Genomic DNA, 22,548 nt, shown 5'->3' with positions numbered 1-22,548 from the left:
CTAGGCCATGTCCTGGTCCCGGTCGTTCCCTCCCAGCGACACCGTCTCCTCCGCGTCGTCGGTGGCGTCGGCGAGGGAGACGGTGACCTCGCCGTCGGCGGCCGCCGCGTCGGCGGGAGCGAAGGGCGGCCGCTGCTCCGTCGCACCGTCGGCCCGCTGGCGACGTGCCTCGCGGAGCCGGGCGGCCAGCGCCGGCGAGATCGCGGTCTGCGTCTGCGGGCCCTCCCCGGCCTCCGCAGCCGGCACGGGCACCTCCGGTCGGGAGACGCCGACGAGATCGAGCACCCGCGAGGCCAGCGGCGCGAGCACCCCGCCGACCAGGCCACCCGCGCCCGTCGAGAGCAGGAGGAACATCGCGACCAGCAGCGGCGAGGTGCCGAGCTGGCCCATCCGGCCGTCACCGAGCGCGCCACCGCCGAGCCCCGAGAGCAGCCCGAGGACGAGGCCCGCGACGGCGCCGGCGGCGAGCCCGTGGCGCCAGTCCAGCGTGCCGGGGACGGCACGGCGGTGCCTGCGGACCACGACGGCCGCCGTCACCACCGGGGGGACGGCCAGCAGGAGGTCGGTCCACCAGGGCGCAGCCCCCGACCCGGGCAGGGCCGCGAGCAGCGGGAAGGCGGGCACCGGGCCGAGGAGCACGGAACCGGTGGAGACCGTCGTACCCGTCCCGACGGCGAAGCCGGGTCCCGCCAGGTAGCCGACCGCCAGCAGAGCGGCGTTGGGCAGCACGACGACGCTGAGCACCGTCAGCGCGAGGAGGTCACCCACGGACAGGTCCTGCGCGGCCAGCATCGCGCTCAGCGACCCGGCGTGCAGGCCGAGCGACACCAGCACGGTGACCAGCCCGGCTGCGTACACCGCCAGCAGCACCCGCCCGGCCAGGCCGGCCACACGGACGACCGCCTCGACCGTGCCGACGTCTCCGGGGAGGCGGTCGGTGACGATCGACCACCGCTGCGTCGCGTGCAGCACGCTCGCGCCACCGACCACGACGGGGAGCAGCAGCGAGCCGATCACCACCCGTACCAGTGACGGGGCGGCGTCGTCCGTCGTGGCCAGCACAGCGACCACCACCGCGACCAGCAGGTAGGCGAGCGAGAACATCGCCACGCCGTACGCGGTCTCCCGCTCGTCGCGCGGCTCCGCGAGACCGACCGCCCAGCGGGCCGAGCGCCACAGCACGAGCGCCAGCAGCGCGGTCAGTCCGAGCGGGACGACGGCGTACGTCACGCCTGCGTACGTCAGCTGCGACCCCTGGCCCACCAGCCAGGCGTCGGCGGCGACCCGCAGCGCGTCCCGGGTGTCCCCGTGCGCGCCCGCATCGGCCAGGAACCAGCCGACCACCGCGACCACGGACAGGGCCGCCAGGCCCGCCAGCGCCGCACCGGCACCCGCCACGGTCGCCAGGACCGGGAACGGCCGGGCCAGCACGACGGTCCCGGCACTCGGCGGGCTCGACGTGGCCGGGGTCGGACGCGGTCTTGTGGTGCTGATGTGATTCGTGGTCACCGTGTCATCGTGGCTGACCGGAGCCGCTCAGCGGCGCTCCCACGCCCGCCGGACGGGTGGCACCGACCCCGTACCCTCGGTGCGGTCATGGCCACGCACTCCGCCCCCCGCTCCCACGCCGGACCCGGCGTCGACGACGCGACCCGCGGCGACGGCCCGGACGGTCCGGGCGCGACCGGCGAGCTCGAGACCTTTCGCGCCAACCACTGGGACGCGCTGCTGCTGCAGACGTTTGCGGTCTGCGGCGACCTTCGCGCCGCTCACAACGCCCTGCGCGAGGCCATGGCCGACGGCTGGGAGCACCCCGACGCACCCGGCACGCTGGAGGCACGGGTACGTCGTACCGCGTTCACCCGCGCGAGCCGACGGGCTCGACCACGGAGCTTCAACCGCGGCGGGCCGGCCAACCCCGAGCAGCGCAACACGCTCGTGGCGCTGCACGACCTGGCGTACCAGGAGCGGGTCTGCGTCGTCCTGGCCTGCCTGTCCGACCTGCCGGTCTCCGCGGTGGCCGAGGTGGTGGGCGCCTCTCCCGCGGCGACCGACGCGATGCTCGACCGCGGCCTCGACCGCGTCGCCACGAAGCTGGCGCGCCCGGTGGACGCACTGCCGACGAGACTGCGCGACCTCTCCCCGCTGCTGGACCTCGAGCACTCCCCGACGGGCCGAGAGCTGCGCTCCTCGGGGCAGCGCCGGCGCCGGGTCGCGCTGGCGGTGGGCACTGCGGCCGCGGTCGCGCTCACCGTGCTCGCCGGACTCTGGGTCCGCAGCGACGACGCCCCGTCCACCGAGAGCCTCCCGCCCCAGCTCGGGCCGACCGTCGGGCGCAGCCTGCTCCTCACCACCGCCGACCTCGCCCCCGTCGGCCCGGCGCGCCGGTGGCAGGAGCTGAGCACGACGCGCAACACCTCGGGCAGCGGGCTCAACGTCACCTGCCAGCGCGACCGGTTCGCCGACCCTCAGGGGCTGCGGGCGTTCGTCCGGCGCTTCGACACCACCGGCGGTGGCGAGGTGGGCGGGCGCACCGCGACCCAGACCATCGAGCTCTCGCGGACCGAGCGCCAGGCGCACGCCGGGTACGAGCAGGCGATCGCCTGGTTCGCCGGCTGCGACCAGGCACAGACCCAGCTGGTGTCGTCGTACGACGTCGCCGGCCTCGGTGACGAGGCGAAGCTGCTCACGCTGCGCACGCAGTCGACGTCGCGGACCAGCCTGGCCATCGGCCTGGTCCGCACCGGCAACATCACCACCTGGACCGCGATCACCAACCCCGGCGACCAGGCCGTGGCACCCAGGGCCGTCTCGAAGGTGCTCACGACGGCGCTCGACGGCGTGTGCAGCAGCACGTCGGCGGGCGGGTGCCGGTCGACACCCCGGCTGACGCGGGCAGCACCGCCGACCACCGGGGAGCAGCCCGGGATGCTCGCCGTCGTCGACCTGCCGCCGATCGGCGACATCGAGCGCCCCTGGGTCGGCACCGACGCCACGGCGGCGACGACCAACCCGGCCGCCACGAGCTGCGACCGCACCGACTTCACGAAGAGCGGGGCGAGAGCGGCCCGGACCCGGACCTTCCTCATCCCGGGCGGGTCCACCCCCCAGCGCTTCGGGCTGAGCGAGACGTACGGGCGCTACCGCTCGACGGGCCAGGCGCAGGCGGTGCTGGACAAGGTGGGCACCGCGATGACGAAGTGCCCGAAGACCCAGCTGGGCAGCAAGATCACCGCGACGGCGCAGAGCCCGAAGGGCGCTGAGTACCCCTGGCGCCTGTGGCGCCTGCAGACGGAGATCTCCGACGACGACACGGTCACCTTCTGGATGGGCGTGACCCGGGTCGGGCCCTACCTCGCCCAGATCGGCTTCGTGCCGGGGGGCAAGGGGCAGGACGTCTCCGAGCAGGTGTTCTCCGAGCTCGTCCAGCGCGGCCGCGACCGTCTCGCACAGCTCGCCACCGCTCCGCAGGCGACACCCTCGCCGTCGGCGACCACCTCTCCGACGGGCGGCTCCGGCCGGTGAGCGGTCGCGCGGACGAGGCTGCCGCACTCGACGCCGCCTCGCCGCTGCGCACGCACCGTGAGCGGTTCGTCGTACCCGAGGGGCTGGTCTACCTCGACGGCAACTCGCTCGGCCCCCTCCCCCGCGCCGTCCCCGCCGCGATGACCCGGCTGCTGGAGGACCAGTGGGGCACCGGGCTGATCGGCAGCTGGAACGCCTCGGGGTCCCATCCCGGCTGGATGGACCTCCCTCGCCGCGTCGGCGACCTGATCGCGCCACTGATCGGAGCGGGCGCGGGTGAGGTGCACGTCGGGGACTCGACCTCGGTCAGCCTGTTCAAGACCATGGTCGCCGCGCTGCGGATGCGCCCGGACCGGCGCGTGCTGGTGGTCGAGCCGACCACCTTCCCCACCGACGGGTACGTCGCCGCCGGCGTCGCACGGCTGACCGGTGCCGAGGTGCGGTGGTGCGACCCGTCGGACCCGCTCGCCGCGGTCGACGAGGACGTCGCGCTCCTCAGCCTCACCCACGTCGACTTCCGCACCGGCGCGATGTACGACCTCCCCGCGCTCACCGCCGCGGCCCACGAGCGCGGGGCACTGGTGCAGTGGGACCTGTGCCACTCCACGGGCGCGGTGCCGGTGGACCTGACCGGGGCCGAGGCGGACCTGGCCGTCGGCTGCGGCTACAAGTACCTCAACGGCGGCCCGGGCGCCCCCGCGTTCACGTGGGTGCGGCCCGACCTCGTCCCCGACCTCGACCAGCCGGTGCCCGGCTGGATGGGCCACGCCCGGCCGTTCGCGCTGGAGCGCGAGCACGTCTCGCGCACCGACGTCGGGCGGCTGGCCAGCGGGACGCCGCCGGTGCTCGGGCTCACCGCCCTCGAGGCGGCGCTCGGCGTCTTCGCCGACGTCTCGCCGACCGACCTGCGCGCGGCCTCCCTGTCGCTGTCCGACCTGTTCGTCCGGCTGGCCGACGAGCGGCTGCCACCGGCGTCCTCCGGCCTGGAGGTGGTCACCCCGCGCGAGCACTCTCGTCGCGGCAGCCAGGTCTCCCTGCGCCACGAGTCGGCGTACGGCATCGTGCAGGCGCTGATCGCCCGCGGCGTCGTCGGCGACTTCCGGGCGCCGGACCTGGCCCGCTTCGGCTTCGCCCCGCTCTTCGTCCGCCACACCGACGTCCTCGCAGCGGTCGACCACCTCGTCGCCGTCCTCGAGAACGGTGAGCACCTCGACCCGGCGTACGAGGTCCGCAACACGGTCACCTGACAACGACGAAGCGGCGCCTGCTCGGGTGAGCAAGCGCCGCCTCGCGGAGTGGACCGGATCAGGCGTTGTTCAAGATCTCCCGCATCAGAGCGGCGGTCTCCGACGGCGTCTTGCCGACCTTGACCCCGGCGGCCTCGAGGGCCTCCTTCTTGGCCTGGGCGGTGCCCGAGGACCCGGAGACGATGGCGCCGGCGTGGCCCATCGTCTTGCCCTCGGGGGCCGTGAAGCCGGCGACGTAGCCGACGACCGGCTTGGTCACGTGCTCCTTGATGTACGCCGCCGCACGCTCCTCCGCGTCGCCGCCGATCTCGCCGATCATCACGATCGCCTTCGTCTCGGGGTCCGCCTCGAAGGCCTCGAGCGCGTCGATGTGCGTCGTGCCGATGATCGGGTCGCCGCCGATGCCGATGGCGGTGGAGAACCCGAAGTCCTTCAGCTCGAACATCATCTGGTAGGTCAGCGTGCCGGACTTGGAGACCAGGCCGACCGGCCCCTTGCCCGCGATGGTGGCGGGCGTGATGCCGGCCAGCGCCTCGCCGGGGGTGATGATGCCGGGGCAGTTCGGACCGATGATCCGCGTGCCCTTGCCCTGCGCGTACGCCCAGAACTCCGCGGAGTCCTGGACCGGCACACCCTCGGTGATGATCACCAGCAGGCCGATGCCCGCGTCGATGGCCTCGACGACGGCGGCCTTCGTGAACGCCGGGGGCACGAACGCGACCGACACGTCGGCGCCGGTCTCCTTCATCGCCTCCTCGACGCTGCCGAAGACCGGCAGCTCGACGTCGGCGCCGTCCGCGGTCTTGTGGGTGACGGTCGTGCCGGCCTTGCGGGCGTTGACGCCGCCGACGACGTTGGTGCCCGACTTCACCATCAGCGCGGTGTGCTTGGTGCCCTCGCCGCCGGTGATGCCCTGGACGATGACCTTGGAGTCCTTGTTGAGGAAGATCGACATGTCCTCGCCCCTTACTTCGCGGCGTTCGCGAGCTCGGCGGCCTTGTCGGCCGCGCCGTCCATGGTCTCCTCGAGGCTGACCAGCGGGTGGTTCGCCTCGTTGAGGATCCGCCGGCCCTCCTCGACGTTGTTGCCGTCGAGGCGGACGACGAGCGGCTTGGTCGCGTCGTCGCCGAGGATGTCGAGCGCACCCACGATGCCGTCGGCCACAGCGTCGCAGGACGTGATGCCGCCGAAGACGTTCACGAACACGCTCTTGACCTGCTCGTCGTTGAGGATCACGTCGAGGCCGTCGGCCATCACCTGGGCGTTCGCGCCGCCGCCGATGTCGAGGAAGTTCGCCGGCTTGACGCTGCCGTGCGCCTCCCCGGCGTACGCCACGACGTCGAGGGTCGACATGACCAGCCCGGCGCCGTTGCCGATGATCCCGACCTCGCCGTCGAGCTTGACGTAGTTGAGGCCCTTGGACTTGGCCTTCGCCTCCAGCGGGTCGGCCGCTGCCGAGTCCTCGTAGCCGGAGTGGTCCTCGTGGCGGAAGTCAGCGTTGTCGTCGAGGCTCATCTTGCCGTCGAGCGCCTCGAGGACGTCGCCCTCGAGCCGCGCCAGCGGGTTCACCTCGACCAGCGTGGCGTCCTCCTCGACGAAGGCGGTCCACAGCGACTTCGCCATCGCGATCGCCTGGTCGCGCAGCTCGGCGGGGAACCCGGCCTCGTCCACGATCTCCGCGGCCTTGGCGTCGTCGACACCGGTGCCCGGGTCGACCGCGATCTGCTTGACGGCCTCCGGGTTCGTCTTCGCGACCTCCTCGATCTCGACCCCGCCCTCGACGGAGGCGATGCAGAGGTACGACCGGTTGGAGCGGTCCAGCAGGAAGGAGAAGTAGTACTCCTCCACCGGCGGGGTCGCCGGGACGACCAGCACGCGGTGCACCGTGTGACCCTTGATGTCCATGCCCAGGATCGCCGAGGCGTACTCGTACGCCTCGTCCGCGGTCTTGGCGATCTTCACGCCGCCGGCCTTGCCGCGGCCCCCGGCCTTCACCTGCGCCTTGATCACGGTGACGCCGCCGAGCTCCTCGGCAGCCAGCTTGGCGTCGTCGGCACTCTCCACGACGACGCCGAGCGTCGTCTTCGCGCCGTGCTTGGCGAAGAGCTCCTTCGCCTGGTACTCCATCAGGTCCACGGTCCAACCGTCCTGTTCTGGCTCTAGCGGGTGTGTGTCAGCCTGTCGTTCAGCCTGGGCGGCCACGCGCTCGTGCCTGTCAGGCACCAGCCTGCGACCCCGGCCGACCCTAGACCCTGCTCCGGCGGGACGCTCAGGCGCCGCCCTCGGTGTGACCGCCCTCATCCCGCTTGGCCACCCACTCCAGGAGGTCGGCGCCGTCGCACTCGGGAGGCGCGATGCCGACGTCGTCCTCGTGCAGCCGCTCCTTCAGCGCGTGCCGCCAGTCGTGCTCGGCTCCGGGCACGACGACGACGTCCGCGTCCTCCTGCCCGGCGACGGCCACCACACGATCGATCTCGGGCTCCGCGTCGGCCGAACCGTGGAGGATCACCTCGTGCCCCTCGTCACGCAGCATCCGGCCCCAGGTGTCGGCGGTCTCGACGAAGCCGTCGACGCGAACCATCAGGATCCGGAGCACCCGTGCAGGCTATGCCGCTGCGCGCAGCCGCGGTAGCCCAGCCGGAGGCCCGGCAGGCCACGCCGTACGACGGTCTCCGGAGCCGTTCGGCGGAGCGGACGCACCCGCCGGAATGGCGATTCGTCTGACCAACCGGGCGAGCTCGGACAGACTGGACGACGGCCCACGGGCGGGCCCGGTCCTGCCTGTGGAGGAGAGTTTCTGTTCCGGCAACCCTTCGGTTACTGTCGCCTGCGGCAACGGGAGCCGACGCAAGGATGAGGTATGGGTAACCACCGGGCGCAACGACGTGCGCCGCGACCCGCGGGCATCGTCACCCCCCGCGCTCCGGGCGGACGCCGCAGGGCGACCCCGGCTCCGAAGCACCCCCTCACCGGGCTGCCGATGGTGCCCACGGTCGCCGGAGCCGTGGCGGTCGCCGTGGCCGCCGGCGGCGCCGCGACCGCCGGTGCCGGCAAGGCCGACGCCGTCCAGCAGGTCCAGAGCGACCCCGCCTCGATGCAGGCACCGGCCTTCAGCGAGTTCGACACGCTGGGCATGGGCGCCGACCTCGACCAGCGCCAGCAGGCGATCTCCCGCGACTCCGAGCGCGACGCCCTCCAGGACGCCGCCGACACCCGGCTGCAGTCGGCGGTCGAGAGCCAGGCCCGCCAGCGCAACGCCGCCCTGACCAACCTCGCGCGCTCCGCGGAGACGCAGGCGGCCAAGATCAAGAAGAACGCCTGGCACCTGCCGACCACCGGCTACCACCTGACGGCCCGCTTCGGGAACTCCGGCGGGCTGTGGTCGCACAACCACACGGGCCTGGACTTCGCCACCGCCACCGGCACCCCGATCACCGCGGTCGCGAACGGCGTGATCACCGAGACCGGCTACGACGGCTCCTACGGCAACAAGACCGTCGAGCGTCTCGAGGACGGCACCGAGATCTGGTACGCGCACCAGTCCGAGATCGACGTCAAGCCCGGCGACCGGGTCATCGGCGGGCAGCAGATCGGTCACGTCGGCTCGACCGGCAACGTCACCGGCCCCCACGTGCACGTCGAGGTCCGCCCCGGCGGCGGCGACCCGGTGGATCCCTACACCGCGATGATCTACCACGGCCTTCAGCCGTAGAGCGCGTAGCGCTCGGAGGCTGTAGGCCTGGTCGATCATCGCGAGAGCCGAGTCGTCCGTTCTGCGCTCTGCCGAGCGCAGCGAGGCTCTCGCAGAACTGACGACTCGGCGAGGTGCGCACCCACGGTGGACCGAGGAACCGCGCATCCCCAGCGGGTCTCGACGCGCTCGCTGACGCTCGCTGCTCGACCACCCACCAACGCCGCTGACGCTCGCTGCTCGACCACCCACCAACGCCGCTGACGCTCGCTGCTCGACCACTTACGAGCGCCGGCGCCTAGGGGTGGTCGAGCCCGAACCGAGCGCAGCGAGGGAGGACGTCGAGACCACCACGCCGGCTGCGCACCAGCCCGCGCTAGAGCTTCTCCACCGGCGCGTACCTCAGCAGCAGCCGCTTGACCCCGTCGCTGCCGAAGTCGATGGAGGCGACGGCCTTGTCGCCGGCGCCCTCGGTGCTGACGACCGTGCCGAGGCCGAAGCTGTCGTGCTGGACCCGGTCGCCGGCCTCGAGGCTGGGGACGTCGCGGCCCTTGGTCGCCCTGGCCGCGGCGTCGGCCCGAGCGGCGGCGGCACCGAACCGCTTCTGGGTGCTGGTGGACAAGCCGCGCCCGAAGGACCCGTCGGGTGCGCCGCCGCCTCCGCTGCGCCGGCCGCCGTCGCTCCCCCAGGTCGCGGCCGGGCGTGACCACACGGTCTGCTCGGCGGCGGTACGACGCCACTGCACGAGGTCCACCGGGAGCTCGTCGACGAAGCGGGACGCGGGGTTGTGCGACGGCGCCCCCCAGGCCGAGCGGACCACGGCGCGGGAGACGTAGAGCCGCTGCTGGGCGCGGGTGAGGCCGACGTACGCCAGCCGGCGCTCCTCCTCCAGCTCGGGCTTGTCGCCCAGCGCCCGCTGGTGGGGGAAGATCCCGTCCTCCAGACCGGTGAGGAAGACGACGGGGAACTCCAGCCCCTTGGCCGTGTGCAGCGTCATCAGCGTGACCACGCCGGGAGCCGGCTGCTCCCCCGGCTCGGCGTCGGGCGCGTCGGGGATCTGGTCGGCGTCGGCGACGAGGGCCACGCGCTCGAGGAAGTCGGTGAGCCCCGGCTGCGGGGCCGCCGCCTCGTCGGCCTCCCCGTCCACCGGGTCGGCGGAGGGGCCGAGCACCGGGTCGTCGGCGAACTCCCGCGCCACCGCGACGAGCTCGCCGAGGTTCTCCACGCGCGTCTCGTCCTGCGGGTCGTCCGAGGCCTCGAGCTCGGCGAGGTAGCCGCTGCGGGCGAGTGTCGCCTCCAGCACGACGTCGACGCGCTCACCGGCCTCGACCATCTGCTGCAGCTCCTCGAGGACCGCGACGAAGCCCTGGATGTTCCTCAGCGACCGGGTGGCGATGCCGGGAGCCTCCTGCGCCCGCTGCAACGCCTGCCAGAAGGTGATCCGCTCCTGCTCGGCCAGCGCGGCGACGCACGCCTCGGCCCGGTCGCCGATGCCGCGCTTCGGGACGTTGAGCACCCGGCGCAGCGATACCTCGTCGGCCGGGTTGACCAGCGCCCGCAGGTAGGCAAGGGCGTCCTTGACCTCGCGACGCTCGTAGAACCGCACCCCGCCGACCACGCGGTAGGGCAGCCCGACCCGGATGAAGACCTCCTCGAAGACCCGGCTCTGCGCGTTGGTGCGGTAGAAGACGGCGACGTCCGCCGCGCGCGCGTCCCCGGCATCGGTCAGCCGGTCGACCTCCTCGGCCACGAAGCGGGCCTCGTCGTGCTCGTCGTCGCCGACGTACCCGACGATCTGCTCGCCCTGACCGGCGTCGCTCCACAGGTTCTTCGGCTTGCGCGAGTCGTTGCGGCTGATCACCGAGTTGGCGGCGGTGAGGATGGTCTGCGTCGAGCGGTAGTTCTGCTCGAGCAGGATCGTCTCGGCGTCGGGGAAGTCGAGCTCGAAGTCCATGATGTTGCGGATGCTGGCGCCGCGGAAGGCGTAGATCGACTGGTCGGCGTCGCCGACCACCATCAGCTCGGCCGGGGCGATCGCGTCCGGGCCGGCCTCCTCCGGGTTGGTCCCGCACAGCTCGTGGACGAGGGCGTACTGCGCGTGGTTGGTGTCCTGGTACTCGTCGACGAGCACGTGCCGGAAGCGCCGCCGCCAGCTCTCGCGGACCTCGGGGTGGGCCCGGAACAGGTGCACGACGGACATGATCAGGTCGTCGAAGTCCATCGCGTTGGCGGCCCGGAGCCGACGCTGGTAGTCGGCGTAGGCGGCGGCGTACGTCTGCTCCTGGACGTTCTGCGCGGCCGCGGCGGCGTCCTCGGGGTCGAGCAGCTCGTTCTTGGCGTTGGAGACCCAGTTGAGCACCGCCCGCGGCGCGAACCGCTTGGTGTCGAGGTCCTGCTCCTTGCACACCAGCGTCATCAGCCGCTTGGAGTCGGCCGCGTCGTAGATCGTGAAGCTGCTCTTGAAGCCGAGCTTGTCCGCCTCCTTGCGCAGGATGCGTACGCAGGAGGAGTGGAAGGTCGAGACCCACATGATCTTCGCGCGGTTGCCGACCAGCTCGCTCACCCGCTCGCGCATCTCGGCCGCGGCCTTGTTGGTGAACGTGATGGCGAGGATCGAGCCCGGGTGGGCGTCGCGCTCGTTGATCAGCCAGGCGATCCGGCGCGTGAGCACCCGGGTCTTGCCGGAGCCGGCACCGGCGACGACGAGCAGCGGCGTCCCCGCGTGGACCACGGCTCGTCGCTGGGGGTCGTTGAGGCCCTCGAGGAGCTCCTCCGCGCTGGGCCGGCGGCGACGTGCGGCCGACGGCGAACGACCGTCGGGCCGGTGGTCCTCACCGGCGGCGGGAGCGGGCATGCCGGGGAGCGGGAACGACGTACTCATATGCGACCAGCCTACGACCGGCCGCCCCCGAGGACCGCGGTGACAAGATCGGTCCCGTGGGTCGCCCGGGCCGGGTCGCGGTCGTCGTCGTGGTGGTGGTCGTCGCCGTCTCGGGGTGGCTCTACGCCTTCGCCCCGCAGTCCCTCCCGACGGCGCTCACCGAGCCGTTCCGCGGGCCGGAGGCGCCCTCCTCGCCACGGGTGTACGACGACGGGTCGTACCGCTTCGCGCGCACCCAGCCGAGCGGTCGCGGCCCCGTCGGGTACGACCCCTGCCGTCCGGTGGACGTCCAGGTGAACCTCGACGGTGCGCCGGAGGGCGCCCTGGCGATGGTGCGCACGACGCTGTCCCGGATCCACCGCGCGTCCGGTCTGGACCTGCGCCTCGACGGCACCACCGATCGTCGACCGGGCCGCGTGCTGGGCGGCCGACCGGTGCTCGTGGCCTGGTCGACGCCGACCGCGGTGCCGGAGCTGAAGGGCGACGTGGTCGGTATCGGCGGCAGCGCCGCGCCCGCACAGCCGCGCGGTGACGCGGACGCCACGGTGCACTACGTGACGGGCCAGCTGGTGCTCGACCGCCAGGACTTCGCCGACCTGGGCGACACCTCCCGCCAGGCCGTGCTCGACCACGAGATGGGGCACGTGGTCGGGCTGGCGCACGTCGACGACCGCGACGAGCTGATGTACCCCCGCGCCCACGGCGTCACCCGTTTCGGCCACGGGGACCTCACCGGACTCGCGCTCCTCGGCCGGGTGCCCTGCGCCTAGCCCACTAGGGTCGTCGTCCATGGCGCGGTTCACCCAAGCGGAGCTGCAGGACTACCGCGGGGTCACGGTGCCCGACCTGCTCGGGCCGGACCTGCGGCTGCTGTTTGTCGGCATCAACCCGGGGCTGTGGACCGCCGCCGTGCAGACGCACTTCGCCCGCCCGGGGAACCGGTTCTACCCGGCGCTGCTCGCCGCCGGGATCATCACCGAGCCGGTCGACCCCGGCGAGGGGATGACCGACGCCGACCGCGCGCGGTTCACCGGTCGCGGGCTGGGGATCACCAACCTCGTCGCCCGGGCCAGTGCCCGCGCCGACGAGCTCGACGCCGCGGAGCTGCGCGACGGCGCGGTGCGACTGCGCGCGCTGGTCGCGGACCGGAGCCCGGCGGTGGTGGCGGTCGCCGGCATCACGGCGTACCGGACGGCGGTCGGCGACCGTCACGCCCGCGCCGGACGTCAGCGCGAGGACTGGGGCGGCACCCAGGTCTGGGTGGTGCCCAACCCGTCGGGCCTCAACGCCCACGAGAGCGCCGCGAGCCTGGCCGAGGCGTACGCCGCGCCCGCCCGTGCCGCCGGAGTGCTCCCGCAGCGGTGAGCGGGCTGTCGGCCCGGTGACTCGGATCTCAGCGCCGGGACGTGACCGCGCGGGCTGTCGGACGCTACGATTGGATCGTTCCAATCACCACCAGCCAAGGAGATCCGATGACCCGCGTCCGTCGCATCCTGACCGCCGTCGACCGCTACACCCTGTGGGCCTTCAACGCCCAGGCTCCGCTCGCGCACCGCGGCTACCGCGGCTGAGACCTCAGTAGCCGTCGCCTAGCCGGCGACGGTCCCGCTCGGTGCGGCGTACGTCGCGCAGCTCACGACGCGCCTCCCGCCGTTCGCGCTCGACGAGTCGGCGCCGCTCGCGTACGACCTCGGCCGCCCGGTCCCCCCGCAGCGCGCTGAACGCTCGCGCCCCGGTCCCGAGCATCACGAACAGCGGCCACGGGAACTGCGGGTGGAAGCCGCCACCACTCACGCTGGCGCTCGCCCAGATCACCCAGCAGATGACCGTCGGCACCAGGAACACCCACAACGACGACGCCCGCGCCGCCCGCACGTTGCGCTCCGCCCTGGCCTGCAGGTCCGCGTCGGCAGGCCCTGCGACGTCGGCGACCGTGCGTGCCGGCGCGGACGGCGCGAGGTCGGCGATCGGCCAGACCAGGTCCCCCAGCCGCTTCCCGGTGTGCACGACGACCATGCGCTCGTCGAGCTCGGCCCGGTCCAGCCGTCCGTCGGCGAACGCCTCGTTGAGCGCGGTCAGGGCGACGTCGCGGTCCCGGTCCGAGGCACGCATCGCCGCGTTCTCCTCACGCCGCGGGTCCAGGCTGAACTGCTCCCAGGCGATCCGGCGAGGCTGGGCGGGCGTCGTCATGGGCTCACTGTAGGGAGTTCCGCTCCGGCCGAACACAGACGTTTGTCACGACCGGCTGGTTGGATCGAGACGTGCCCGACGCCGACTTCGCCTACTCCAACCTGAGCGGTCGACGTCGCGGGCCCGTCGTCACGGCCCTCGGCCTGGTCCTGCCCGGCGTGCGCCGGGTGCAGGCGCAGGTCGGCCCGTACGCCGCCGCGTGGGAGCGGCACAACGCCGAGGCGGTCGCCTCGGACGGACCGCTGTGGGTCACGCTGGGCGACTCGATGGCCCAGGGCGTCGGTGCGTCGTCGCCGTTCATGGGGTGGGCGGGACAGCTCGCACGCCGCCTCGACCCGGCCTACCGCCACGTCAACCTCTCGGTGTACGGCGGCAGGGTCGCGGACCTGCTCGAGCGCCAGCTCCCCGCGCTGGAGGCGATCGCCCCCGCCGACCTGGTCACCTGCCTCATCGGCAGCAACGACCTGTTCAGCCGTCGCCACCGCCCTCTGCTCCCCGGCGCGCTGGCCGAGCTCCTCGAGCGGCTGCCGGTGGGCACCGTCATGGCCACCCAGCCGGGCGGGTCGCCCGCGGCCCTGGAGTTCAACCGCCAGGTCGACGCCGCCGCTGCCGCCGGACGAGTCGTGGTCGCCGACTTCCGCGACCCGCGGATGAGGTCGTGGCGCGGCCGCGTCGCCGAGGACCACTTCCACCCCAACGACACCGGCTACGCGGCGATGGCCGATCTGGTGGCCGAAGCGGTGCGCCGCCGTTGAGCCGCCCGGAGTCCGCCGGTGCCTGAGGGCCACACGATCCACCGACTGGCGCGACGGCACGCCCGGCTCCTGACGGGCGCGCCGGCGTACGTCGAGAGCCCGCAGGGCCGCTTCGCCGAAGGCGCGGCGCTCGTCTCGGGCTCCGAGGTGGTCGGTACCGACGCCTGGGGCAAGCACCTGTTCCACGAGTACGCCGGCGGTCGGCTCGTGCACGTGCACCTCGGCCTCTTCGGCCGGTTCCGTGACGGCCGGCTTCCCGCTCCCGAGCCGCGCGGGGCCGTGCGGATGAGGGTGACCGGGGAGAGCCACTGGCTCGAGCTGCGCGGGCCGATCACCTGCGAGGTCCTGACTCCGACCGAGCGCGATGCGGTGACCGCGCGCCTCGGCCCGGACCCGCTGCGCGACGACTCCTCGGCCGAGAGGGTGCTGGCGAACCTGGTCCGGCGTCGGACGGGCATCGGCGCGCTCCTGATGGACCAGTGCGTCGTCGCCGGGATCGGGAACGTCTACCGCGCGGAGATCCTGTTCCGGCACGGCCTCAGCCCGTGGTTGCCCGGCCGCCTGGTCGACGAGTCGTCGTGGGGGGTCCTCTGGGAGGACCTGCGTGTCCTGATGCACGCCGGCGTGCGCAGCGGTCGCATCGTCACCACTCGTCCAGAGGACCGCGCACCCGGCGAGGGCCGCGTGCGACAGACCGATGCGTACTACGTCTACCGCCGTGAGGGCAGACCGTGCCGGCTCTGCGGCACACCGGTACGACGCACCACATGGGGTGGCCGGAACCTGTTCTGGTGCCCGACGTGCCAGCCGGACCCGTGAGCTCCCCTCAGGACGCCGCCTCGAGGCTCGACTCGCAGGTGCACGGGACCACGCGCAGCATCAACCCTCGCTCGATGTCCTTGTGCCGGCAGGTCAGACCGTGCCAGTCGTGTCCGCAGAAGTCGCAGGTGTCGTCCATCGGACGAGTTTCACCTTGCCTGCTTGAGGATTCGCAGCGTTTGTGACGCAACGCAACATGACCGTCGTCACTGGCCCCGACGCTGCTTCCACGCGCGGTACGCGTCCGGCAGGCAGGAACCGCAGGGACGGAGACCCGCCGCCGAGGCGGTCTCCTCGTCGGCGAAGAACACCCGGTGGGCACGCATCGTCTCGGGGAACCGGCGCCGCTGGTCACGGGCAACCCCGCAGGACAGGGTGCCGTACACCCCCTGCCTGCGGTTGCCGCCGTACGTCCCGGGCGTCGGGCTCTCGTAGGTCGACCCGTCGGCCGCCGTCAGCGTCCAGGTCACCCCGCGTCCACGCTCAGCGCTTCTCGCAGGCGATGCCGTCCTTGTCGCGGTCGCTCTTCTTGTTCGCCTTGTAGAGCGCGGCGGACCGCTTGAAGGTCGTGACCGGCTTGCCGGAGGTGTGGTCGTGGGCGCCGGGTCGGCCGACCCCGTGGTGGTACGTCTTGTTCAGCTGGGTGCAGTTCTTGAACTCACGCGCCTTCGGGGCGGCGTCCGCGGAGTGGGCGGTGCCCGCCAGCAGCAGGCCGGCGGTCGCGCCGACGACGAGCATCTTCTTCAGCATGGGATGTCCTTGTGGTCCGAGTGGGAGCGACGCACCGGAGGACTCCGCGCGCCGACGTGAAGTGTGGGGTGCGCGAGCCGTTCGTGTCCGGCTTTTCGGACAGAAGGGGCTTCACTCGACCCTGGTAGGTTGCCGGTCCGCCACGACCCAGGAGAGTGCGATCGCTTCCCCACGACCCGAGCGCGCGAAGGCGCTCCTCGTCAGGCACGTCAAGCCGCGGGTGGGCGAGCGGTGGTGGCAGTGGCTGCGCCACCCGCGCCTCGACTCGCTGCCGATCGGCCCCACCGCACGCCCGTCCCTGACCGAGCTGGCCCAGCAGTTCAAGACCGACAAGTGGGGTCTGCACCGTTACACGCCGCACTACGAGCACCACTTCGGCCCCTGGCGGGACCGCCGGTTCACGATGCTGGAGATCGGGATCGGGGGGTACGCGCGCAAGCGGGGCGGCGCCTCGCTGCGGATGTGGAAGGCGTTCTTCGGCGACGCCCAGATCGTCGGGCTCGACATCGAGGACAAGTCGTCGGTAGAGGAGCACCGGATCCGTACCTACCAGGGGTCCCAGACCGACCCCGCGGTGCTCGAGCGGATCCTGGCCGACCAGGGAGAGATCTCGATCATCGTCGACGACGGGAGCCACCGCCCCGCCCACGTGCGCGAGACCTTCGCCCGGCTCTTCCCGCGACTGGCACCCGAGGGCCTCTACGCCATCGAGGACATCCAGACCTCGTACTGGCCGGCCTGGGGCGGGAGCGCGGACCTGCACGACCCCGCCACCTCGATGGCGCTGGTCAAGGACCTGCTCGACGGGTTGCACCACGAGGAGTTCCCGTTCCTCGACGAGGGGTACGAGCCGACGTACACCGACCTGCACGTGCAGGCGGTGCACGCGTACCACAACCTGGTGATCATCGAGAAGGGCTCGAACCGCGAGGGCACGAACTCCACGCGCACCCCGCGGCTGCGGCCGGGTGCCCCGCCGGCCAGGCCGGTCGCGGAGCAGCGGGCGCCCTACCGGCACCAGCCCTGACCTCACGCCCCGGCGCTCTCCAGGTCGAGCAGGTACCGCTTGGCCGCCGGGCCCCCGGCGTACTGGCCCGGCGTGCCGTCGGAGCGGACGACGCGGTGGCAGGGCAGCACCACCGGCAGCGGGTTGCGCGCACACGCCGTGCCGACGGCGCGGATCGCGCGCGGGCGTCCCGCGAGCTCGGCGACCTGGGCGTACGACGCCGTCTCGCCGTAGCCGATCTCGCGAAGGTGCTCGACCACCTCGAGCCGGAAGCCGTGGGCCAGCCGGGTGTCGAGCCGGAGGTCGAACCGCTCCCGCTCACCGCCGAAGTACTCCGCGAGCTGGCGCGCCGCGTCGTCCAGGCGCCGCGGCGCGCGGAGCACGCGTGGGCTCAGGTCGCGGCCGAGCTCGTCGAGCACCGCGTCGTGGCCGACGGACTCGAAGCCGACCCGCACCACGCCGCGCTCGGTCGTCGCCACCAGCAGGTCACCGAGCGGGCTGTCCACCACCCGGTACGCGACGTCGACGTCGCGCGACTCCTCGAGCCGCGCGTGCAGCCGGGCCATGGTGGCGGGGTCGTCGTCGCGACCGATGGTGCTCAGCAGGTCGTCCGTCGTGCTCATCGCAGGGTCCTCCTCAAGGTGGTGATGCCGTCGGCGCACGCCCGGCGGGCGGCGGCCTCGGTGCCGCCGAGGATCTCGGCGACCTCGCGGTGGCTCAGGCCACCGAGATGGTGGTAGGCGACCGCCTGCCGCTGCTTGGGCGGCAGCGCGCGCAGGGCGTCGTACACCGGGTCGTGCGCGGTGGGATCGGGGTCGTGCCGACCGTGCTCGGGCAGCTCGGCGCTGGGGACGGCGCGGCGCTGCTCGGCACGTCGTACGTCGATCGCCTTGCGGTGGGCGACCGTCACCAGCCACGCCTCGAGGTTGGTGCCCTCGGGCAGGTCGTCGTACGACGACAGCGCGGCGAGGAAGGTCTCGGCCCAGGCGTCCTCGGCCTCGAGCGGCCCGAGCACCGCACGACACACCCGCAGCACGGTGGCACCGTGCCGCTCGACAGCCGACTCGAAGGGGATCACGTGAGGTAGACGCGCCGGCGACCCGGTTCGTGAGGTCGCGGTGCCACCGACTCTCAGCGAGGAGCCAGGCGCAGCACCGGGATCGTGCGGTCGGTCTTGGCCTCGTACTCCTTGAAGCCGTCGCTGGCGGCGGTGAACCGGGCCCAGGCGGCGTCGCGGTCCTCGCCCTGCAGATCGGTGGCGCGCACGTCGACCGTGCGGATGGTGGTCCCGTCGCCGGTCTCGATCGTGATCTCGGGATGGGCGAGGAGGTTGTGGTACCACGCCGGGTTGTCGGGCGCGCCGGCCTTGGACGCGGCGACCAGCCAGCCGTCGCCGTCCGGCAGCCCCATCACCGGGTTCAGCCGCTCCGCCCCGGACTTGGCGCCCACGGTGTGCATCACCACGAGCGCGTCGCCGAAGGGTGCGGCCTCGGTGACGACGCCGTTGCGCTCGTGGAACTCGGCGAGGACGCGGTCGTTGAAGTCAGTCATGCCGGCCAGTCTCGACGCCGTCGCCGTGTCGCGCCAGAGGCTCGGCCCTCGTGCTCATCCGACCGGCCGGAGGATCAGTCCGGCACCCAGTGCGAGCGCGCCCATGTCGACGACCAGGAACACCACCACCCACACCACGCCGGGCAGGTGGGTCAGCCGCGCCAGCTGGTCGGCGTCGGAGGTGGCCCCGCGACCGTGACGCCGCGTGCGCTGGAGCTCGACCACCGTCTTCGGCGCGGCCAGCAGCAGGAACCAGGTCCCGGCGTACGCCACCAGCGACTGCAGCTGCCCGCCCGCCCACCAGGAGACGGCGAACACGACGATCCCGGCCAGCGCCACCGACCACAGCCCGCGGAAGTTGCGGATCTGCAGCAGCAGGAGCGCCAGCAGGAGCAGGACGCCCCAGAGCAGCCCGAGCGCGTGCCCGCGGTGGAGGACGTACGCCGCCGCGAGACCGAGCAGGCCGGGGCCGACGTACCCCGCCGCGGCGGTCAGGATCATGCCGATCCCGCGCGGCCTGCCCTTCGACACCGTCACCCCGGACGAGTCCGAGTGCAGCCGGATGCCGGCCAGCCGGCGTCCGCTGAGCAGCGCCACGACGCCGTGCGCCCCCTCGTGGGCGATGGTCACCACGTGACGGGTGACGGCCCAGGTCGGCCGGTAGGCGACCACGAGCAGCGCGAGCACGCCGACGACCCACACCGCCGCGGTGGACGGTGCCGGCTGGGTGCCCGTGACGTCACCCCAGACCCGGCTCAGTGCAGCACCCTCCTCGCCCACCGGGGCAAAGGTACCGACCGGCCCGCTCGCAGACGCACCGCCGGGCGAGGGGTGCAGGCCGTCAGCCGAAGAGGGCTCGTACGTCGTCGGCGTCCAGCACGGCCGACCCCGCGCCGTCGCCGTCCATCACCTGCGCGAACAGCGCGGCCTTGCGCTGCTGGAGCTCGTGCACCTTCTCCTCGATGGTGTCCTCGGTGAGCAGGCGGTAGACGAAGACCGGCCGCTGCTGCCCGATCCGGTGCGCCCGGTCGATCGCCTGCGCCTCGGCGGCCGGGTTCCACCAGGGGTCGAGCACGTACACGTAGTCGGCCTCGGTCAGCGTCAGCCCCACCCCGCCGGCCTTGAGGCTGATCAGGAACACCGACGCCTCGCCCGAGCGGAACTCCTCGATCGCGACGGCGCGGTCGCGGGTCCGCCCGTCGAGGTAGGCCGTCTCGATCCCGGCGGCGGCCAACCGCTCGCGCACGAGGCCGAGGAAGCCCGTGAAGGTGCTGAACACCAGCGCCCGGTGTCCCTCCCCGAGCACCTCGGTGAGGTGCTCGACCAGGAGGTCGATCTTGGCCGACGGGACACCGGCGCTGTCGTCGTCGACCAGACCCGCGTGCAGGCTGAGCTGCCGCAGCCGGGTCAGCGCGCCGAAGATGGCGATCCGGTTCTGCTCGAAACCCTCCTCGACGAGGCCCAGCACGCGCTGCCGCTCGCGCTGGAGGTGGGTGTCGTACACGCGGCGGTGGCCGGCACCGAGCTGCACCCGCAGGACCTGCTCCTGCTTGGCGGGCAGGTCGGTGGCCACCAGCTCCTTGGTCCGCCGCAGCAGGAACGGCCGCACCCGGCGCCGGAACCGCGCCAGGGCCAGCTCGTCGTGGCGGCGCTCGACCGGCCGCTCGACCTGCTCGACGAAGTCCTGGGGTCGCGCCCACAGCCCGGGCGCGGCCAGGGAGAGCACGGCCCACAGCTCGAGCAGCCGGTTCTCGAAGGGGGTGCCGGTCATCGCCAGGCGGAAGTCGGCGGGCACCCGCCGCAGCGCCTCGTACGTCGCGCTGCGGTGGTTCTTCGCGGTCTGGGCCTCGTCGACGACCAGGCCTCCCCAGGCGAGGTCGGCGTACGCCGCCGACTCCATCCGGAGCAGAGAGTACGACGTGACGACGACGTCGGCGCCCTCGGCCAGCTCGGCCAGGGTGCGCCCCCGACGCTTCTCCAGCCCGTTGACCGTGCGCACGTCGAGTCCGGGCGTGTGCGTCGCCGCCTGCTCGAGCCAGGCCGTCGCCACGCTGGTCGGCGCCACCACGAGGAACGGCCCGGCGCCCTCGGAGCGCGCGAGCGCGATCAGGGCGAGCGCCTGCAGCGTCTTGCCCAGACCCATGTCGTCCGCGAGCACACCGCCCAGGCTGCAGCGCCACAGCGTGGCCAGCCACCGGAAGCCGGCCAGCTGGTAGGGCCGCAGCTGCGAGACCAGTCCCACCGGCTCGGCGGCCGGCAGCTCGTCGACCCCGGCCAGCTGCCGGGCCGCGCGCACCCACTCGGCCGCCTGGGCGTCCACCAGCCCGATCGCGTCCAGCTGCTCCCAGCGGCCGAGGTCGGCGGCTGCCACCCGCAGCGTGCCCGGCTCGCGGGCCTCGATCGCGGCGGCCTCGGCGACGAGGTCGGCCAGACCGGTCAGCTCGGGCCCGGCGAGGGAGACGTAGAGCCCGCCGGGCAGGAAGACCTTGTCCTGCCCCGACGTCATCGCCTCGATCAGCGTCGCCACCGGCAGCGGGTGCCCGTCGACGGTCACGGTCACGGCCAGGTCGAGCCAGTCGTGGCGGGCGTCGTCGTCCTCCGACCCGGTCTCGGGCACGGTCCCGCCGGCGGCGAACCGCACCTCGGGCTCGCCCTCCGCCTCGCGGAACTCCGGCTCCGGGCTCAGCATCTCCACCTCGACCAGCCCGGTGGCGCGCAGCTCGATGAGCGTCGGCGGGAGCGAGAGGAGCTGCTCGGGCCCCACCCGCCGACTGGAGGGGATCGCCTTGGACGGCGTGAGCAGCAGCTGCTGCGACGGGCTCGTCAGCGCGCCGACGAGCCGCTCCAGGACCGCCAGCTCCTCGTCGCGACGCCGGATCGGCGACGCCTCGGTCGGCGTGAGCACCTCGGTCCCGTCGTGGTCGGGGTCGCCGTACCGCCAGCGCCAGCGCAGCTCCGCCGTCGCCGGGCTCGGCCAGTCGACCCGCAGCAGCAGCTGCGGCTCCGGTGGCTCCGGGATCTCGACGCTGCCGTCCGAGGAGGTCGCCGGCACGTGACGGCCCAGCCGGGGCAGGAACCCGACCAGCAGCTCGCGCTCGTCCTCACCCGGCACCCGGAGCACGTCGCCGCGGCGTGCCATGCTGCGCAGCCGACCGTCCAGCGGCCGTGCCAGCCGGCCGACCCTCAGCCGGTCGCCGTCGCGCGTCACGAGGGTGTGGGCGGGGTCGCCGAGCAGCAGCGTCGTCGGGTCCGCCGGATCGGCGTCACCGACGGCCATCCGCACCGCGATCGCGTCGCCGTCGCGGGTGAGGTCCAGCGACGCCGGCACCCGGTCGTGGAGCAGCTCCACCGTCGCGCCGTCCGGGCCCACCAGCACCACCCCGGCATCCTTGACCTGCATCAGCTGCGACCACAGCGAGGGCCCGACGTCCTCACCCGACACCGGTGCCGCACCGGCGCCGTACCACGAGTGCGCCCGTCCCAGCCGGTGCAGGGACCGCAGCGCCGAGACGTGGCCCGGCTCGTACCCTCCGCGGGCCAGCCCCTCCCACGAGACCTGGTGCGACGTCCAGCCACCGGACTTCTTCGGTCGTGCGGGGCGCAGGCCGAGCGACGGTCCGGGTGGCATCCCGCCGCGGCGGTTGTCGGCGATCTCCAGCAGCAGCGCCAGCGGCTGGCGCTCCGGGGGGCGACCACCGCCCTCCGCCTCGTCGAGCAGACCCTCCAACCGACCGCGCCAGCCGGCGTCGCGGGCGGGCCGGGTGGCCCGGGCGGCCAGCAGGGCCGCCACGACGTGCTTGCACAAGAAGCCGACCGGGCAGGTGCAGGTGCCGTACAGCTGCGGCTTCGCCCCGGGCCGCGGAAGCGCCAGGCGCACGGAGACGTCGTACGGATCGGGTGCGGTGCCCCAGACCTCACCCTCGAGCACCATCGAGGCCTCGCTGGTGTCCTCGGTCCCGAGCGAGCGCACCAGACCCTCACCGTGCACGCCGTGCCCCCGCGCCCACGTCCCGGAGTCGAAGCACGCACGCAGCTGGGTCTCCCCCAGCTCCCTCAGCACCTCGGACACGAACCAAGCCAAGCACGGGGTACGGACAGCTCTCCCAGGTCGTCCACAGGCAAGGTATGGCGCC

General features: G+C 73.2%; 22 protein-coding genes. 8 read left to right on the top strand and 14 right to left on the bottom strand.

Annotated elements, in window-relative coordinates; translation table 11 throughout:
- Positions 1 to 1,509 carry a cell division protein PerM gene (locus IEX42_RS16110; RefSeq protein ID WP_188780694.1) on the bottom strand — a complete coding sequence of 503 codons (1,509 nt, stop codon included), beginning with the start codon at positions 1,507 to 1,509 and terminating at the stop codon, positions 1 to 3.
- An 87-nt stretch (positions 1,510 to 1,596) separates the two neighbouring features.
- Between IEX42_RS16110 and IEX42_RS16105 the strand changes: the two genes are divergently transcribed.
- Together IEX42_RS16105 and kynU are read left to right on the top strand one after the other, a co-directional pair.
- The gene (locus tag IEX42_RS16105) at positions 1,597 to 3,525 is read left to right on the top strand and encodes a hypothetical protein (RefSeq protein WP_188780693.1); all 1,929 of its coding nucleotides are present in this window, start codon (positions 1,597 to 1,599) and stop codon (positions 3,523 to 3,525) included.
- Complete coding sequence (gene kynU, locus IEX42_RS16100; RefSeq protein WP_188780692.1) at positions 3,522 to 4,772, top strand: kynureninase; 1,251 nt, start codon at positions 3,522 to 3,524, stop codon at positions 4,770 to 4,772. The genes IEX42_RS16105 and kynU overlap by 4 nt, the downstream gene beginning before the upstream one ends.
- Positions 4,773 to 4,830: 58 nt before the next feature.
- On the opposite strand, the gene sucD is transcribed toward kynU, so the two are convergent.
- The 3 genes from sucD to IEX42_RS16085 all read right to left on the bottom strand — a co-directional run bounded on the left by sucD (position 4,831) and on the right by IEX42_RS16085 (position 7,368).
- Positions 4,831 to 5,727 carry a succinate--CoA ligase subunit alpha gene (gene sucD, locus IEX42_RS16095; protein ID WP_188780691.1) on the bottom strand — a complete coding sequence of 299 codons (897 nt, stop codon included), beginning with the start codon at positions 5,725 to 5,727 and terminating at the stop codon, positions 4,831 to 4,833.
- Between the two features lie 11 nt (positions 5,728 to 5,738).
- On the bottom strand, positions 5,739 to 6,908 hold the full coding sequence (gene sucC, locus IEX42_RS16090; protein WP_188780690.1) for an ADP-forming succinate--CoA ligase subunit beta: 1,170 nt from the start codon (positions 6,906 to 6,908) through the stop codon (positions 5,739 to 5,741).
- A gap of 133 nt (positions 6,909 to 7,041) precedes the next feature.
- The gene (locus tag IEX42_RS16085) at positions 7,042 to 7,368 is read right to left on the bottom strand and encodes a hypothetical protein (RefSeq protein WP_188780689.1); all 327 of its coding nucleotides are present in this window, start codon (positions 7,366 to 7,368) and stop codon (positions 7,042 to 7,044) included.
- 264 nt (positions 7,369 to 7,632) lie between these two features.
- On the opposite strand from IEX42_RS16085, the gene IEX42_RS16080 reads away from it, so the two are divergent.
- On the top strand, positions 7,633 to 8,484 hold the full coding sequence (locus IEX42_RS16080; protein ID WP_188780688.1) for a M23 family metallopeptidase: 852 nt from the start codon (positions 7,633 to 7,635) through the stop codon (positions 8,482 to 8,484).
- A 355-nt stretch (positions 8,485 to 8,839) separates the two neighbouring features.
- Here IEX42_RS16080 and pcrA read toward each other — a convergent pair whose 3' ends face one another.
- The gene (pcrA, locus tag IEX42_RS16075) at positions 8,840 to 11,344 is read right to left on the bottom strand and encodes a DNA helicase PcrA (RefSeq protein ID WP_188780687.1); all 2,505 of its coding nucleotides are present in this window, start codon (positions 11,342 to 11,344) and stop codon (positions 8,840 to 8,842) included.
- 56 nt (positions 11,345 to 11,400) lie between these two features.
- Between pcrA and IEX42_RS16070 the strand changes: the two genes are divergently transcribed.
- Together IEX42_RS16070 and IEX42_RS16065 are read left to right on the top strand one after the other, a co-directional pair.
- Positions 11,401 to 12,114: a matrixin family metalloprotease gene (locus IEX42_RS16070; protein ID WP_188780686.1), complete on the top strand. Its 714-nt coding sequence runs from the start codon at positions 11,401 to 11,403 to the stop codon at positions 12,112 to 12,114.
- Positions 12,115 to 12,133: 19 nt separating this feature from the next.
- Entirely contained in the window at positions 12,134 to 12,709 is a 576-nt protein-coding gene (locus IEX42_RS16065; protein ID WP_188780685.1) for a mismatch-specific DNA-glycosylase, read from the top strand.
- A 210-nt stretch (positions 12,710 to 12,919) separates the two neighbouring features.
- Here the strand turns inward: IEX42_RS16065 and IEX42_RS16060 are convergent, their stop codons facing one another.
- A complete protein-coding gene (locus IEX42_RS16060; protein ID WP_188780684.1) occupies positions 12,920 to 13,534 on the bottom strand; it encodes a DUF1707 SHOCT-like domain-containing protein in 615 nt (204 codons plus the stop codon).
- A gap of 71 nt (positions 13,535 to 13,605) precedes the next feature.
- On the opposite strand from IEX42_RS16060, the gene IEX42_RS16055 reads away from it, so the two are divergent.
- The gene (locus IEX42_RS16055) at positions 13,606 to 14,289 is read left to right on the top strand and encodes an SGNH/GDSL hydrolase family protein (RefSeq protein ID WP_188780683.1); all 684 of its coding nucleotides are present in this window, start codon (positions 13,606 to 13,608) and stop codon (positions 14,287 to 14,289) included.
- 18 nt (positions 14,290 to 14,307) lie between these two features.
- Entirely contained in the window at positions 14,308 to 15,108 is an 801-nt protein-coding gene (locus IEX42_RS16050; RefSeq protein ID WP_188780682.1) for an Fpg/Nei family DNA glycosylase, read from the top strand.
- 7 nt (positions 15,109 to 15,115) lie between these two features.
- Here IEX42_RS16050 and IEX42_RS18270 read toward each other — a convergent pair whose 3' ends face one another.
- The 3 genes from IEX42_RS18270 to IEX42_RS16040 form a co-directional block, all read right to left on the bottom strand.
- Positions 15,116 to 15,247 (bottom strand): hypothetical protein, encoded by a 132-nt coding sequence (locus tag IEX42_RS18270; RefSeq protein WP_268236448.1) that lies wholly within the window; start codon positions 15,245 to 15,247, stop codon positions 15,116 to 15,118.
- A 67-nt stretch (positions 15,248 to 15,314) separates the two neighbouring features.
- Complete coding sequence (locus IEX42_RS16045; protein ID WP_188780681.1) at positions 15,315 to 15,578, bottom strand: Ada metal-binding domain-containing protein; 264 nt, start codon at positions 15,576 to 15,578, stop codon at positions 15,315 to 15,317.
- 13 nt (positions 15,579 to 15,591) lie between these two features.
- On the bottom strand, positions 15,592 to 15,858 hold the full coding sequence (locus tag IEX42_RS16040) for an excalibur calcium-binding domain-containing protein (RefSeq protein WP_188780680.1): 267 nt from the start codon (positions 15,856 to 15,858) through the stop codon (positions 15,592 to 15,594).
- Positions 15,859 to 16,078: 220 nt separating this feature from the next.
- Here IEX42_RS16040 and IEX42_RS16035 point away from each other — a divergent pair, with 220 nt between their 5' ends.
- Complete coding sequence (locus IEX42_RS16035; RefSeq protein WP_188780679.1) at positions 16,079 to 16,885, top strand: class I SAM-dependent methyltransferase; 807 nt, start codon at positions 16,079 to 16,081, stop codon at positions 16,883 to 16,885.
- Between the two features lie 2 nt (positions 16,886 to 16,887).
- Here IEX42_RS16035 and IEX42_RS16030 read toward each other — a convergent pair whose 3' ends face one another.
- The 5 genes from IEX42_RS16030 to IEX42_RS16010 form a co-directional block, all read right to left on the bottom strand.
- Positions 16,888 to 17,487, bottom strand: coding sequence for a methylated-DNA--[protein]-cysteine S-methyltransferase (locus IEX42_RS16030; protein WP_188780678.1), 600 nt, complete (start codon positions 17,485 to 17,487; stop codon positions 16,888 to 16,890).
- Positions 17,484 to 17,942: an RNA polymerase sigma factor gene (locus tag IEX42_RS16025; RefSeq protein WP_188780677.1), complete on the bottom strand. Its 459-nt coding sequence runs from the start codon at positions 17,940 to 17,942 to the stop codon at positions 17,484 to 17,486. The genes IEX42_RS16030 and IEX42_RS16025 overlap by 4 nt, the downstream gene beginning before the upstream one ends.
- Before the next feature lie 53 nt (positions 17,943 to 17,995).
- Positions 17,996 to 18,415 (bottom strand): nitroreductase/quinone reductase family protein, encoded by a 420-nt coding sequence (locus IEX42_RS16020; RefSeq protein WP_188780676.1) that lies wholly within the window; start codon positions 18,413 to 18,415, stop codon positions 17,996 to 17,998.
- A 54-nt stretch (positions 18,416 to 18,469) separates the two neighbouring features.
- Entirely contained in the window at positions 18,470 to 19,195 is a 726-nt protein-coding gene (locus IEX42_RS16015) for a M50 family metallopeptidase (protein WP_229660917.1), read from the bottom strand.
- Between the two features lie 61 nt (positions 19,196 to 19,256).
- Positions 19,257 to 22,484 carry a DEAD/DEAH box helicase gene (locus IEX42_RS16010; RefSeq protein ID WP_188780675.1) on the bottom strand — a complete coding sequence of 1,076 codons (3,228 nt, stop codon included), beginning with the start codon at positions 22,482 to 22,484 and terminating at the stop codon, positions 19,257 to 19,259.
- Positions 22,485 to 22,548: the final 64 nt, after the last annotated feature.

Origin of the sequence: Marmoricola endophyticus (assembly GCF_014644415.1) — a bacterium.
GTDB lineage: Bacteria > Actinomycetota > Actinomycetes > Propionibacteriales > Nocardioidaceae > Marmoricola > Marmoricola endophyticus.
This window is presented reverse-complemented; position numbering and strand designations above follow the sequence as displayed.